This window comes from Nocardia sp. NPDC003999 (assembly GCF_053604885.1).
The window spans coordinates 294376-311498 of sequence record NZ_JBSGIB010000006.1 but is presented as its reverse complement, the minus strand read 5'-3'; the positions used below and the strand labels follow the sequence as shown (position 1 = coordinate 311498).

Annotated in this window: 1 protein-coding gene (running past one end of the window); it reads left to right on the top strand. The window is 66.4% G+C overall.

Going from position 1 to position 17123, the window contains the following annotated elements; all coding sequences use genetic code 11:
• On the top strand, positions 1-17123 hold the 3' end of the coding sequence (locus ACWESM_RS16120; protein WP_452492332.1) for a sigma-70 family RNA polymerase sigma factor. Its footprint begins 27388 nt before the window's first position; the window shows 17123 of its 44511 coding nt (coding positions 27389-44511); the start codon falls outside the window, past its left edge; the stop codon is at positions 17121-17123.

Sequence of the window (17123 nt, the reverse complement as noted above, 5' to 3'; positions counted from 1 at the left end):
TGGAGGCGCTGGCGGCCCGGGGTGAAGTCCATTCCGCACTCACCGCGCAACTTCCCGCTCTCTTCGATCGTCTGGATTCTCATCCACCTCGGCAACCCTGGAGTCCACTCGCCGCGTTCCGGAACGTGTATGACGCAATCGGCGACGACTACTTCGACCACGCGGAGATGGTGAGAAGGAACCACCCGGGTCTGGACGAGCGGTTGCTTCCCGGATACGTCGCGATCCGCACATATACCGGCAATCTCTACTACTTCGAGATGAACGCCGCCCTCCGGTCCGGCGATCCTGCCCGGATCAGCAAATACCACCACCTGATCCAAGGCATCACTACCGCGCTGCACACACTTCCTCGGTACAACGGCGTGGTAGAACGGCAAATCTCCGTGTCACCCGGAGAGCTCGTCCGGCTCTTGGCGAAGTACCGGCGCGGGAAGGTCATCACGGAGCCCGCGTTCGTCAGTACCAGCGTGGAACCCGACAAGATCGGTGGAAATGTGAAGTTCATCATCCACTCGTTCACCGGTCGCGATATCTCGAAGATCTCGAAGATCTCGAGCGAAGCCGAAGTAATTTTCGCCCCAGGCTCCCATTTCCAGGTCCTGCGCCGGACCTGGGAGAAGGGGAAATGGGTTATCGAAATGATGGAGGTTGCGGGTACACACGGCCTCGAAGATCACGACGACCGAGGCGCCGCTCAGCAATCGACCGAGGCCGGCCCCACCCAGCGCGATGTTCGCGACACCACTCCCGGCCTCGACCCTGTCGCCATCGACCTCGACCTCGACCTCGGCGACGGCGACGGCGACGGACCGACACCACTGATCGACAACGCCGAGTCGCCTGACCCGTCGGCCGCGCGGACGAGTAGGACGGCAACCGAGATCGTGGCCGCCCTGGAGCACGCCGACTGGCTGCCGATCGAGGTCAGGGCCGCTGTAGGTGATAACCGGCGAGCGTTGGCCCGGCGTGTCGACAGGCTCCCCGATCTGCAGCGAGAATGCCTGCGCCAGAAGCTCGTCGAGGAGCACACGACCGCTGCGGTGGCCAGCCTTCTGGGCAAGAGCCGCGGGGCCGTCACCATGGCCCAGCGCCGCGCCATGGCGAGCTTGTCCGAGATGCTGCCGCCCGGTTCACGCGCTTGGCTGCAGGCTCCGCAGAAGACAGCGCGGAGTCAGGCGGCCGAGCAGGACAAGACCGCCGACGCGACCGCGCCGCCCGTGATCTCCGAAGAAGACGCGGCGCTCGACGACGAAATACGTGAGCTGGAGCGTGCGCTCGGCATCGAGACCGATGCCGAGCGCACACTCGAGCTGACGTTGTATATGGACGACAAATTCCGGAACGTCGCCATCGCGGCGGGTGTGTCTCGGCCCGAGTTGCTTTTCGGACGTAAGGAGTGGCTGAGCTGGCTGGAAGCTCGCCACTACGCCGAACAGCATCTCGGCGATGAGCTGAGCGTGGAGTTCATCCTGAAATTGCATGAGCTGCTCGGGCGGCGGATGGCACCCGAGCGGACGGCCGCGGACGTCGCAGCGATGTGCGACTGGTTCAACGCCGCAGTGAGCAACCCCGACAAGGATCCCTACGAAGTAGCCACAGACCTCGAGCTGTGGAGCATTTCCGGGCGTCACGGGGAGGGCGACTATCACCGTCCGCTGTCCAGGATCCTGCTGAATTGGGCGCTCGAAAAGCAAGGGAAGCCCGCCAGCGCCATTCCGGAGTTCGACGAAGATCTCCTCACCCTGCGGGACGACTGGGTGGACACGGTCAAGGCGGGAAGCCTGCGGTACCGACTGCTCGCAGCCCAGGTGGAACAATCCGCGGGTATCGCGGATCCGGTGGCACTGCTCGGTCTCTTCGGTGCGCGAGAGCGCTACCGCCGCATGGGTGGAAGGCCCGCGCCGTTCGTGCCGGGAGAACAGCACGATGCCCTCGCCTGCAAGCGACTGCTGGCCACGCTGCTGTCGGACGCGCCGCTGCCCGAAACCGACGAGCAGGTACTGGCAATAGTCGACCGATCGCTGCGTGAGGGGCCGAACGGGGGCGGCGACCCAGCGCCCCAGCCGCATAGCACCCCCCACGAACCCGCAAAGCCGACATCATCCGGTAGCCGCGTCGACCCCGTCGCCATCCACCTCGGCGATAGCGATGAGTCCAAGCGAACGACAGCCTCGTCCACAGGGCCGAGCCGGACCACCTACGAGACGGTGCCACTGCCGGAATCCCTGCTCGAGCCCGCGGACGACATCGAACTGGTGTGGCCTGAGGTGGATTCGCGCGGCTGGTTCGTGGTGCCCGGGACGGGGCCCGATAAGCAGCCTTATCACACCAGCGACCCCGAAATCGGCGATCCTTTCATCCTGCTGGCCCACGGAAAGTTCGTCACCGCCGACGCCTCGCACGAGGATCTGCTCAGCGCACTCCTCGCGCAGGGCGTATCGCTGGACGAGATCAGTGGTTTCGGATGGTGGCGGATCAGCGGCCGGGTGAAGGGCCTCGACGCGTTCAGCCAAGGTTTCGAGGAATGGAACGGGGATCCGATGAACCCCGCGCAGATCCTCGACGCCTTGGAGAACAGCGGAGCCGATCTCAGCGGGTGTGAATTCGACGCACAGTTCGGTTCCGAGCACCAGGGACTGATGTGGCGAGGCGCGGCAGCCGAGATGCCTGTCGGACAGATACTCAGCCACGAAGGCGACGCATACAAGCTGCTGTCCGGCTACGCGTCCGCCGAAGACGGCGCGGGGAACCGCGTGATCTTCTGGACCGACCTTGTCGCCTGGGAATCGACCGCCGAGGGCCAGTCGTTCACCATCCGGGTCAACGCGGCACGAAGTGAATTTGCCGAGGGCACGATCACCGTGCGCGCAGACGGTGGCTCTGTCGAAGCGCATTACACCGCCGTCCGGTTCGGACAGGATCGAACGCGAGCATCTCTCGCGTGGTCGGCCGTGCACGACCAACTCACCTCCTGGCTCACCGATTCCGGCGCGTCTTGGGCGATGGGCAGCGAAACGGCGCCGACCGAGGACATTTTCGTCGCGGCCGACCGGCCCGCGACGGTGGCGGAGTCGGCCCAACGGTCCGAGCGAATCATTCGTGCCGAGCCCGAGGGCGAATACAACCAGAACGCGGCGTCGGAAGCCGCGTCCTGGCTGGCCGAACAGCTCGGCGGCTGGCCCGCCGAACAAGTCAGCCTCGGGTGCGCCGAACTCACGGCCATGGTGACCGACGCCGCCGAACACCGCCGCGGCAGAGTCCACCTCATGGCGGAGACAACGGATGACCGGCTGCGCGTGACGCTGCTCGACACGCACGCCGCCTCGGTGCCGCGGAACGCGCGAGGCGGTATCCCGACCCGCTCCGGTCTCGCTGTCCTCCCCGGGCCAGCTGCCGCAGTGGATGCTTCGACGCCGATGCGCTCCGGCATCGAGCTGTTCAAACGCCATGAGGACGGCTGGCACCAAGCCGTATGGTTCGAACTGCGCAAGCCTCACCCGGACCAGAACACAGGGCTGGCCGAGGCACTGCAATCGGCGGACGAAACTCTCGGCCCAATCCCGGATATCACCCAGGCGGGACGACCAGGCCGCAAACCCGCTACGCCGCAGCCACGGACCGGAGCCGAGAACCTCAGCTCAGCGGAATCCGACAGCCTTTCCGGCCCGGAACAGAACCGGTCCACACCGACGAACAACCGACCGGTCGGCAACCGCATCGACCCAGTCGCAATCGACCTGCTCCCCGAGCCACAGCCGAACGACCCGGCGGTCGACGGGCATCGAGCCGACGCGAATGCACTCCGAGCGAGGCTGGAGTGGTTCCGGAGGAATGCCGTCGAAGGCGATGCGGCCCTCGCGCGCATCCGGAACGGCATGGGCCGGGCGCATTTGGCACATGACCCGACGGGAAATCGCGCGGACGAGATCATCGACGCGTTCCGGGAATACACCAAATTCGCCGGGCCCAACATGCCACTACGCGCAATGGGCCGAAACCTTACTCCGCATCAGCGAATCGAACTAGCACGACGGGAGGTGACTCGGGAGGAGGTCCTCGCGGCCGGAGCAAGCCTCGGCTGGCCGGAAGCTCGGTTCCGAGAAGAAGCCGACATCATTGCCGCCCAGATCAACCGGATGGACTGGGCATTCCGGAACGCCCTTCCATCCACCGGACCGGTCACGATGATTCGAAAGCTGGACGATCTCGTGCGGGTCTTCGGTCGCACCGACAACTTGCTCGGTCACCGATCGACCGACTCCGGTTACACGTCGCTTTCACTGTCGGATGAGGTGTTCGCGGACCAGGATGTCGAGGTCGTCGTCTACGCGGATGCCGGATCGGCGCTGATCGCCGTGGAGTCGGTTTCGGCAATGGACACCGCGGACGAGAGTGAGTACCGCGAACGAGAAATCATCGCCCCACGGGGATCGACTCTCGTATTGCTCACCGAGCCGACCGAAGTCGACGGCAAAATAAGACTCGAAGCCGAACTCGTCACCGGGTTCCATAAGGATGCGCCCCAACCACGCCCGTATCCGACGGAATTCCCGCCCGCCACAGTCGAACCAACTCCCTACTCCCGCTGGGCCTTCGGCACCGCCGAGCGCGAGGAAGGATCAACGCTTCCAGCTGATCCACACCCCACCCGACCGGAGAACGAGCACGCGGCGCGCGCAATCGCCGCACTGCGCCATCAGTTCGGCGAGCACGCGACACTGCGGTCGCTGGTCGAGCGCGTCGACCCCGATGAGGTAGTCGATGCCGCCCGAGCACGCGCCAGAAGGAATGCGCACTGGTGGTTCTCGCTGTCCACCGAACAGCGGGCGGGGATGGTGGCGGTACACCCCGCCCTGATCGGCAATACCGACGGCATCCCGTACACCGTGCGCGATTACGCCAATCGCCGGTCGATCACCCGGCAGCTCACGCAGCTGCGCCGGATCATCGGGCACCGCGGACTCACCGCCGCCGAGAAGGCGCATCTGCTCAACCTGGAGACCACCCGGGATCAACTGGCCGAAATCGAACGCCGCGTCGAGGACTTCGGGTCGCCGCCGGTGCAACTGCTCGCCTACGACGCCGAGAAATACGACGGCAACGGCCGGATCTCCGTCTCCATCGGAGACGCCGATGAAGCGACGAACGTCACCCGCCATGTCGGCGGCTTCGGGACCACGCTGCGGTCACTGCTGTACCGATACGGGTTCGCGGGTGCGCAATACGAGATGACCTCACGGTATGCACCCGATGAGACCGTGGCGGCCATCATCGATATCGGCTACGAACATCCGACCAAACTGCTGAAGGGAACGGTGCCGGTTCTCCCGTTCGATCCCCTCTATCACCGGTTCGCGGAAGTCGGTGGCTATGTCGTAGCGCGAGATACCGTGTCCTACAACAGCACTCGCGAGGCTTTGGCCGAGCATCGGGGCACAGCGCTGCCGCGGTTGCACACTCTCCTCGGACACAGCTACGGCTCCACGACCGTGTGCTACGCGGGCCGGGACGCCCGGCTGGCCGGCGAGATCGACCAGGTGGTTCTGACGGCCTCCCCGGGCGCGGGTCCGATGACTCGGGCTACCGACTTCGGTATCGGGGCCGAGAACGTCTACGTGCTGACGGCGACCCGTGATCCCATCGCCTGGCTCGGCGCCACCGCTCCCGACCGGCGCGGCCGATTCCTCAACCGCGGTCTGGGACCGGATCCGGCCGGCGAGTCCTGGGGAGCGGTGCGGGTCACCGCGGAGCCACCGAAGACACCGGAGTTCCGCAAGCGCACGCAGGTCCATCAGGGTTACAACTCGTATGCCGATATCGAGGCCCGGGTGCCGACCGAGTCGCTGGACAATATTGGCCTGATCACCGCGGGTCGTGGCGCCGAGGCCACCCGAGCCGAACATCGACCGGCCCGAGGGGGCCGCGGTCCGGCGCTTCATTTCACCGATCCGGAACGCGGTCGGGCCGCCCGCACCCGCGCACTGAACGATGGCTTCGCTCCGGCGGAGGCCGCCGAAATCGAGCAGCTCATCGCCGAACTGCTGACCTACCGCGACAAGGACGGCAATCGTCCGTTCGCCTACCTCGAGAACATGCCGATTCCCAGCGCCACCGAACCATCCGGGCCTGATTGGGTCGCCAACCGCAGCGAGTGGTTCCGGGCGCTGCGCGAGGGCGACCGCGCCACGCTGCGAACCGTTGAACTCACCGCCAAGGATGCCTTCGAACTGAAGCGCTTGCTGCGACGCTCCCCCATCTACCTGACACTCGCGCTGGTCGTCGCAACCGGTTTGAAAGCCGAACAGCTACTGGGTATTTCCGACCGCGGACCGCTGTTGTTCAAACAGGAGAAGAGGATACAGGGGAACGAGACGATCACCGTCTGGAAGTTCCGGACCATGCCGGAGGACGAGCCGGAAGGACCCACCAGCAGCGCCGCCGTCGACCGGGCCATGCCGTTCCAGCGGTACCTGCGTGACACATCGCTCGATGAGCTGCCGCAACTGCTGTCGATCGCGACGGGAACCATGTCCTACCTGGCGGGCAGACCGATGCTCGACGGCGACCGTGTCCAGATGCGGAAAGTACTCACACCCGAGGAATACGAATTCTGGGAGCAGCACCGCAAGAACGACCTGTGGTCGGCACTGCACTTCCCCGGCTGCCGCGGTTTCGACCGCGAGTCGCCGGAGTATCTGCGCACCAGATATCTCGCGGCCCGACTCTATTCGATGATCGGAAGCCGGTCGGTCGACGAGTACATGCTCGAGGTGATCGACCAGTACCTGCTCGGCATAGTTGGCAGCCAGGGCCGAGTACTGATCCAGAAGCTCGCCGCCCACCTGCATGGCCGTTTCCTCTCCAGCCCCGGTGCGAGTACGGAGACGACCGATGTCGCAGCACAACCGTCGCTCGACGCCGAACCCACGCAATCCCCCGATGGTGACACCGATCGACCGGCCGTGGACAGCGGCGCGGCGCAACCGTCACCCACCCCGGTGGAGCCCGCGCCCGACGACCCGCTGCTCGAGCGGATCCGCGGCATCAACCCACTGCACAACCGGGACATCAGCGCCGAGTGCACCCTCGCCGCCGACCTCCGGCTCAGCGGGCGACCCGACATCGTCGCCGAACCGTCGGAAACAGGACGAGTACCCGGTGACGACAGTCGATCCCACGTCCGGTTCATCCAGGCCCACTACGACACGACGTTCCAGCACGTCGAGAGCTGGACCGAGCTCGAACAGCAACTCCTCGACGCCGGCCACCTGGCACGCGGCATCATCGCCTACCGCCATCAACCCTTCGGAGGTTCGCAAGGCCACACCGTCAACGTCGTCAACTACCACGGCAGCATCCGCTACGTCGACGGGCAATCCGGCCGAGACGTCACCAAGAGCATCCACGCACTGACCAACCGACTCACGGTACCCGCGAGCCACCGCAACCGACCTCCGGATATCGACGCCCACTTCCTCCGCACCGACGGCCACTACACCGGATCCCGCCCCGGCGCACCGGGTGTAGCGAGGCCCGTCCCTGGCCCGCCCACGGTTGATGAGCCCGCCCGCGGGCCTGGGGACTCCGACCGGGACCCGCAAAGTTCGCCGGAATCCGGAATTTTCCCAGGCACGTCGAGCACCCGCGGTAACACAAAAACCCCCGGCAACAGCGTCGACTCCGTCGCGATCGACCTCGACGACGAAGACGCCGAGGACGATAATTCTGCCGAAGGTCCGCAGGCCGACACTCCTGTGCATCCGCTCGACGGCGCTCAGGTGGTACGGCTGATCCTCGACGGCCCGTCGGTACCCGTGCAATGGCAACCGGCCGCGCAGCTGCCGGACAGTGTGCTGCTCGCCGCGGCCGTCGAGCAGGATGTCGACCTGGACGCGATCCGTCGGAGGTGGGAAGAGCTCCAGGAGGAGTATCCGGAATCGGGGTGGCGTATCGGCGGAGGGCTGTTGTTCCGTGGCGACACACGTCCGCGCAGCGACCTGTGGGCGGACGGGTTCGTCCCGCTGTCACAGCGCGACGGCAGGGTTGTCTACACGACGGTGCGGGTGAATCGAGCCGCCGATTACGGCGAATCGGTGCTGGTGGACGACGAGATCTCGGAGTGGACCCTCGTCCATCAGATCTACGTCGTCGACGCGCCCGGCGGATTCGGAGTGGTGGACGAGAACGGCGGTGTCGTCTCCGTGCACTGGCCGGGAGGCCTGCGTAGCGATCGCGTCATGGGCTGTTTCGAGATCCCCGCGCAGATTTGGCGGGGCAATTTCGCCGCACTTGCCGACGAATTACCGCAGTATTGGCGCCCCAACCCCGGATACTTGCCGGACGGCCCCACCGATACTGGGACGACTCCCGGCACCCCCCAGGACCCCGTCGCGATCGACCTCGGCCCCTACGACGACGACGCCGAGGGCCGCGATGTCGTCGTTCCCGGGCACGCCACCGGTACCCCGGCGGGGGTTGCCGAGCTGGTGGGCGAGGATCTGTCGTTTCGCGGCGATGTCGCCGAACAGCTTTTCGCACAGCACATCCCGGAGGGCGAGCCGCCGGTGACGACGACTCGCGCCGCCTGGGAGCGGGATGTCCGCCGTGCGGTGCGCGGTGCGGAGGCGAGGCTCGCGGGCCTACGCCCCGGCCCGGGGACGGAATCGGGATCGGGCTTGCTCGGCCTGCCGCCGTTGTCCGAGATGTTCTGGTCACGAGAAGATCCGGAGGACGACGGCGCGCAGCCTGTCGGCCTGCACAGCCCGCCGATACTCGACGGCCTCGTCCGGGACAGCGCACAGGCGGGATCGCATGAGAATCACACCGCATTCGGCCCACCCGCCTGGGTGTACGCGGCATTCGCCGTCCGCAATCCCTGGCCGCCCGAGGTACGGCCGCAGGTGCTCAACTGGTGCATGCAGCAGATTCGGCAACGGCACTACGGCGCCGGGGAAGCCGACTTCCACCGCTACCTCGCGGTCGAAGCACGAATCGCGGCCATCCGCCAGGCACTCCAGGCGCCCACGGACATCGCTACCGACCCGGGCCGGTACACCGATCTGGTGTCGGCGTTTTCCACGAACCTCACCTTCGTGCGCCGCGAAGCGGCCATCGGCCGGGCCCTCCTGAATCGTGGGAAGCTCAGCGCCGGGTCCGAGTACGTGGCCGGCCTGCGTCGGGAAACGGAACATCGACCGGTACCCGAGGACGAAGGTCAGCGTGTGCTCGAAGCCTTCACGAGGCACCTGTCCCGGGGAGGGCCGTCGAACCTCGACGCCTATATGACACCGGCACTCGATGAGCCGCTCCCACCGCGGCTCGGGTCTTCGATTCGAAGATTGCTGGAGAACCGACGGCAGGTCGAGTTGAGCATCGCTATCCAGCCTCCGGCGACACAGACACAGCGCAGAACACACAGACTGAACGTGACTGGCGCCGCCTACGAGCCGGACCCCGCCCGCGAGGGGGCGGTACGCCTCCGCATGCGCGCCGCGGTGATGATCGATCAAGCTGAATTCGGCGATACAGACCTGATTTTCGAGCTCGATGCCTCCGGAATCGTCACGGCTTACGTCGAGCCCGGCCCGGCCGGCGACTTCCTACCGGAGTATCGGTCCGCTCGGGGCGGCACAGGACGAGGGTCGTTCCTCGACTTGGTTCGGCACTTCGTGCGCGGCATCGGCGCCGATGTGCTGCGGGTGAAGGTAGCCGACGACGCGGGCGCCGCGGAACTGTCCGGTCGCGACCTGCTGTCGCGCGCGGGCCTCGCACCGGTCGAGAACGCGCCGCAGTGGCTGAGCGAACGCTGTGCACCACCGGCGGTCGCGGCCGAGCCCGCCCCTTCGGGCCTGGACCGACGACTCACTCGCGAGCAGGTGCTCGGATTGATGGAACAGGTCCGCGTGACCTCGCCGCACGAGTCCGAAAACCAATGCGGTGTCTGGCATCTGCCGCTGCCCGCCGGACCGGGCGCGACCTCGGCACCGATGGTGACGGTCCGGGTGTACCTGGACGAGGCGGAGCGTTTGGGCTTCGATCTCGACTCGCTGGCCGTGCCGGCGGCGGAAGCGTCGGACCTGTTCCACCAGGCCGGGGTGCGCGGCCCGCGGCTGCTCTATGACTCCGAATCGTCGCCGATGGCACTGGATTTCAAGACCCGCGTGACGATTCACGAGCACATCGCGGGCGATGAAGTCCTGCCGGACGAGGGTTGGGACCGCACAACCGAGGACGTCTTCCTCGAGTTGTCTCGACTACACGGCCTGTCCTCCACTCCCCACACGAAGCATCTATGGGACCGGGAGCAAGAACACCGGGTGCTGGCACTGGAGCACGGCGACTTCGACCACAGGCTGGACACGCTGATCGGCGGCGTCCCGCTCTTCGTCTTGTGGCAGCCGACGCTCCTCAACGAGGGCAGCGAGCTGATGGGCTTCACGCACGGCAACCCGATCCGCCGCAAGATGCGGCGCGGCGCCGACGGCCGCATCGGGTTCACCGATTCGAAACTCGCGCAATACGCGCCGATCGCATGGGATTGGGCCCGGTATTACCTCGTGAACGACTGGGCCGACGACGCCGAACGACGTGCTGTGCACTCCGAAATCCGCACGATTCTGCAATACCGATACGGAGACGGTGTCGGTGACGAACTGGTAGCGGACTTCGAGCGCTACGTGCTGCTGGAGGCACGCAAGTCGATCATCGGCGACGCCTACCGGCTACCCAAGAAGATCGCCACCGGATTCGCGACCATCGAGGAGGTGCTTCCGGACTTCTACCGGAACGTCGCCCTCATCCGCCGCGCTGCCGGGCAGGACCCAATCTCCGAGGAAGCGGTTCACGATCTGCTGGCGGAATGGGCGCTACGTGAGCTGGAACTGCTGGACACGTCCGCCGCCGCGACGACTGCCTGGGAGATTCCGCCGGCTCACGCGACGGAACCACGCCGGTGGATGCGGCGGTTGCTGAACGCGGCCGACAGGGAGCTCGGTGCCGGTCACCACGATGTGGACAAGTCGGCGGCACTGGCCGCCGTCCAACGCTGGGACGGACCGCGACGGCTGGAGCCGGTCAGGCTGCGGTGGCTGGGCTCCCCGGAGGGCTTCCTCACCGCCGTCGTCACGGCTGCGGTCGTGGAAGGCACACGCATCAGCGGCGAGGTCTATTTCACCTTTGTCACGGATGCCTCCGGCCGGATGGTCGCAGATTGCGTCGGCGACGTGGAAGCCCAGAAGGTCGAACCTCTCGTGCTCGACTTCGTTCGTGACGCGGGCGCGGACCGGCTCCGGGTGACGTTGATCAGCGACTGGGCGGCGGCGGCTCGGGCCGGATTCGACTTGAACAGGGAGCATCCCGGTGAGAGAGAAGCAATCCGCGAGGCCTTGTGCGACGCCATAGACGACCTCGAACAGCGCGTGCCGACCGTCCCGCCCGGCGTCGCAGAAATAGGCCGAAGGTTGCGAGCAGGTGACCTCCCTACGCTGAGGGAACTGTGGGATGCCGGGCTGGTCGACGCCGGTGTTCCGCTCGAGGAGATCCTCGTACCGTGGGCCGCGTGCATCGACATGGCCGACGCACCTACTGCCGCGGATATCGAATGGAGCCAACCCGAAGCGCGGCCGGTCGTAGCCATCCCCACGGACCCGCCCGCACAGGAAACGTTGCTGGACAACATCAAACGAGAAGGCCGCGGCACCCTGGACTCGAAGGTTGCCGCCAGGCAGATCCTGCGGGCCCGACTCCGAGCACCCGACTACGAGGGAAACAACAAGCGGGCGTGGCGTTATCGAGACGACAACGGCAACCGGATAGTCGTGCACCAGGTACTGCCGACGACCACAGGTGAAAAAGACCTCACCCGCAATCCCGATCCGTCGCATCGGAATGTCCGCTGGTTCCATTGGCTTCTGTTCGATGCACCCGATGCCGTGCAGCTTGCCGGAACTGTGACCGATGTTCCCGCACGGGTATACCGGTGGCGCGATTACTACGTGGAGGAGTATGCCGACGGACGCACCCCGGAGCCGGATGATCCGAACTGGGATCTGATCTTGAACAAGATGTTCGAGGCGAAGCGACGTCTGCTGGATATGCGGCTACCCCCGCATCTGCAGGTGCGGCCTGTGACCGAACACCTCCACCTCTACCTGGATCAGCAGCGCCGCAACTACCGTCGCCGCGCGCCCTGGCTGGATCGGCTGTTCCGCCTCGCCCCGCATCAGGCCTGGTCGCCGGATACCGACGACGCGATTTGGCGGCCGAGCCTCAATCACAACGACATGACGCTCAGCAACCTGCGAATCGACGACGAGAACGACACCGCGACGCTGATCGATTGGGACAATGCCGCCGTCACCCACCCGCTGTGGGATTACGTGACGATGCTGTGGTCGAACTGGCCGCCGGAGATCTCCGAACAGGTCGAGAACAAGATCAGAACCGAGGTTCGCGACCTCGAGGCCAACGGGCTGGTCGGACCGGGCGCCGAAGCGGAACTGGATCGGCTGCTGACAATGGGTTGCCTCGACTCGCTCTACGCCGATTCGCGCAATTTCGTCCAGCAGATCGCGGAGGATGCCGGCAAGGCCGACCGGCTCACCGGACGGTTCTACTCCGACTATCGACGGCTGTGCCGCCTGCGCGGATGGGAGCCGGAGTCGCCGAATGTCGTTCGCACGCTGATGCTGGAAGCAGTGAACGAGGTGTGCACGAGGCAGGGGCTGCCGACGCTGCCGAATGAGCCTGCGGCGCAGCCGATCCGGCAGGCACCATCATCCGCGGAACGTCCGGAGGCCGTCGCGCCCACGGCACGTCCGCATCCGGCTCTGCCGGCCGCCGAGGTCGCAGGCGACACCGAACTCCTGGCTGTCGTGAACGGTCTGCTGGATCGACGGTACGGTCCTCGCGACTACGCCGTGACACCGACCGCCGCACGGTACACCGACAACGCCGGGAATCGGTGCTTGACCGTATCAGCCACCATTGTCGCCGGGGGCACGTGGCGCGTCGGCGAATCGGGCGACATGCGTTTCCATGTCAGCCAGGGCGGAGCCGCCGAGGGCCTACCGGGCGTCGATGAAGCGGGCGATATGCGTTTCCATGTTCGCCGAGACGAAAATGGCCGGGTCACGGTGACTTTCGACCACCTGGTGGTCGACCCGGCCTTCGCGGGCGGACACTTCGCGCAGCACTTCGTTCCGCAACTGCGCCAGTGTGTCGGCACGGATGGCCGGGTCATCGTGCCCGTCAACGGCCCGACCGGCTTCACGATTGCGGCACAGCACGGTCTTCGGCTGGATTCCGATCCGGACCATCTGGCCGAATCGCGGGAGAGCACGGCGCACCTGCTGAGCACCGACCCGCGGGAACTCATCGCCGACCCGATGCTCGACCGGTTCGACCGGCCCGCCGAGGCACGACCGACCTTCACGGAGCTGGCCGCGTATCTCGAGCCGTCATCACAGCAGTGGCCGCAGGACCGCAGGTGGTGGGGCGTGCTGGACAGTGCGTCCACGGACGTTTCCGATCCACTCCCCGGTGCGGCTCCGCGACCGACAGCCCGGATGGCGTCCATCGGTGCCGAGACCGAGGATCCCGCGTTGACCGGAACCGACATCGAACTTCTCACCACGCTGTTCCGCAACCGAGCCCACTTCGCCGGGAATCATCACGGGGTCTGGATCTTCGAGCTGAACGGCAGGAAGGTTGTCATCCGGGCGTCGATCAATACGCCGAATCCCAATTTCGATCCCCGGATCGGCCTCACGTTCGGGGAATCCGCCGCGGTCCAGCTGTGCCGGAAGGCCGGTGTCCGGGTACCGGCGCTGTATCACGTCGGTGCCCAGGAGTCCTATCCCGAGCATTACCTGTTCCACGAGTACCTCGACGGGGAACACCCCACACCGGATGATCCGTGGCAAGACGTCGCGGAGACCGTGTTCCCGGCGCTCGATCGCCTGCACGCCTTGCACGCCGAGCACTGGGCCGAGGCCGAACCCGAGCAACAAGTACCCACCACCCGCGTCGAATGGGAGCAGCGACTGGTTCGCGAGGTGGCACGGATCCCCCTGGAGTTCGACACCGATGATCGGCTGCACGGCGAACTGGGTCTGCCCGGCCTGTACGAGATCTTCGCCGTGCGGCCCGCGACGAACGACGATATCCAGCTCGGTGTACTGCACGGCGATCCGACCTTCCTCAATATGAAGCTGGGCCCCGATGGGGCCGGGCTGCTCGACCTGGAACTGACCCAGCCGGGATCGCCGGTGTGGGATTACGTGGCGTTCGCGACAAGGAACCCGTGGCGTACCCCCACCGTCCGGAACAAGGTCATGAACTGGTGCCGGGCGCGGCTGCGGCGCGACCACGGCGCGGACGCTGCTGCGGACTTCGACCGATATCTGGTGCTGGAAGCATGGAAATCCGTTGCCGGAGACAGCTTCCGGTTGCCGCTGCTGATCGCCCGCGACCCGAGTTTCCTCGCCGACGCGACGGATGCGTTGCACCGCAACCTGAAGGTCGTGTTCGCGGCCGCGGGTCGACGGGCACCGGATGAGACCCAGGTGCGTAGCCTCTTGCAGCGATGGTCTCGCCAATTCGTACGGCAACGCGAAAACCACCTGACGGCGTCGGATTCGGCTACCGACCGATCGGCAGCCGTCGAACCGGTTACCCAGGCGACGGATCCGGACACGTCCTGGCTGCCGCGGCTGTCGGTGCGCGAGTTGCTGATGCGGGCCACGATCGGGCACGACCGCGCCGCAGCGGAGGCCGGCCTGTCCGAAGCCATCGCCACCCTGCGGTGTGCCGACGGACCTGCCAGGCTGGAAGCTCTCGCGGCGGAATACGAGCCGCTCGATGACGCTGACCCGGGCGTGGTGAGCCGCATTCGGCTGCGCACCGTGCTGATGGACGGCACCCGCGAATACGGCGAAGTCACTGTGCGTTTCGACCTCGACGAGTACGGACGAGTCACCGCACGTCCGGAACCCATCGGCGCCGACCTCGATCGCCTCGCCGCCGACTACGGCGGCCCGTACCTCCTCGGACCGGCCGAAGACCTGGCCCGGCGGATGGGCGCCGATGCGATCGAGGTCGAGGTTTCGCGCAAAGACGGCGTCCGAGCGGCGCGGTGCGGTTACAGCTGGGTCGCCGAGCCCGGCGGGCAGGCCGGGCCGAGTGCGTGGTTCGCCCGGCGATGGGCGTACAAGGACCTCACCGATCCGGCGCTGCCGACCACCCCGATCACATTCCGCCCTGCCCTGCGCCGCCCGCAGGGCACCGATTACCTGCTCGACATCGCCGAACCGGTCCACGACGGCGGCTTGCAGCTCGACGATGCGGCCCGCATGCTGATCACCGTCGTGACGAATTCCCCCGATGTCGCCGGCCATTACACGGAGGTCTGGTGCGTCACCGACGGCGGCGGAAAGCCGGTGAAGGTGCGGCGCATCGTCGCCACGCCTGGAGACAAGGATCTGGCCGCCAATCCCACGCATCCGAAACTGCTCGCCGGAGACCGGCTCGTCGACCAGGTCGCCCTGGACGACGAACGCGCGGAAGGTCTGGCCCGGCAGGCAGGTGTCGACGTACCGACGACGATGGCCCACTCCGACGACTACTCGTTCCGCGAAATGGGCCCCGGCCGCGTCCCCACGACCGGTGACCCGGACTGGCCACGGACTTTGCGCGCCCTGCTCCGACAGTTGCGGCGGTTGCAGGCGGTCGAGCTGCCCGACGATCTGTCGGTCCGCACCGTAGCCGACCAGGAACAGCTGTACCTGAGCATGCAGCGGATCAAGCAGGAACAATCTCATCCGTTCCTGCACAGCATGCGAGTACCGCTGCCGCACGAGATCTGGGTGCCGGGCGACACCACCTGGACGGCCGGGCTGAGCCACGGCAACGCCACCTTCCGCAACCTGTGGGTCCGGCCCGACGGCGAAGTACGCCTCGACAACTGGAATCTCACCGGCGTCCGGCACCGGTTGTGGGACTACGTGACCGTCTTCTGGAACTCATGGCCGCCGGAGGCCCTGGCCCGGGTGACGATCATGGTGGAGGACGAAATTCGCGACCAGCACGGTGAATCCGGAGTTCGGGAGTTCCAGCGGCTGCGCGCCATGGCCGCCCTCGACTCGCTGTACACCGACTCCCGATACTTCGTGCGCAAGATCAGCATCGACCCCGCCACAGCCGGCCCCCTGACACGTCGCTTCTACTCCGACTACCTCGCCCTGTGGAGCTACGCCGAGACGACCGGGCAGTGGCCGTCACGGGGAACGCAACTGACCTATCAGCAGGTCCGCGACCTCATGCTGCATGCAGCCGACCCGAGCCGGCCCCGCCCCGACCTGCCCAGCACCGGTCTCGACACCACAACGCACTCGACTCGGCGGACCACCGTCGCACCGGACCCGAATCTGTCGGAGGTGCCGGCCATACCGGATCTGCTCGCCGAACCCCCGGCCGAAAGCGAGTTGCTACCGAGATTGTCCGGCCTGCAACGGGAGTACGGCCTCGAGCTCGAGCTCCGGCTGACCCGTGTCAACTATCTGCGCGCCGACGACGAGTCCATCTCCGGGATACGGATCCGCGGCGTGTTCGTCAGCCGTGGCGAGAATCCGGCCGAGGCGGGCGATCTGGATCTCTCCATCGAGTTCGACGAAAACGGCTGGCTCACCGCACGATTCGACAAGCTGTGGATAGAACCGTGGCAAGCCCACACCAGAGCCGGTGACCAGGTCGTCTCCCCACTCCGCGCTTACCTCCGTCGGTCCGAGGTGGAAGATGTGACCTTCACGGTGCACGGTCGCCGCGGGGCTCGCGCCGCGATCAGGCACGACCTCGACTGGAACGGCGTCACCGATCCCGACCATCTCGCCGCAGGCATGCGGGCGCTGAGCAGCCGCATCCGTGCGGATCTCGCCCTGGAACCGGACGCTGTGATCACCCGGGAGTTGCGACAACTCCTCGACGAACTGGATTACCCACCCAACGACGCCTCACCGAACGACCGCTACCCCACCCTCGCCGAAATCGACCGCCACCTGCCGAGGGGAATGCACGCGGCCGACTTCTTGAAGGGATTCCACTGGATCGGCCACACCACGCCGTGA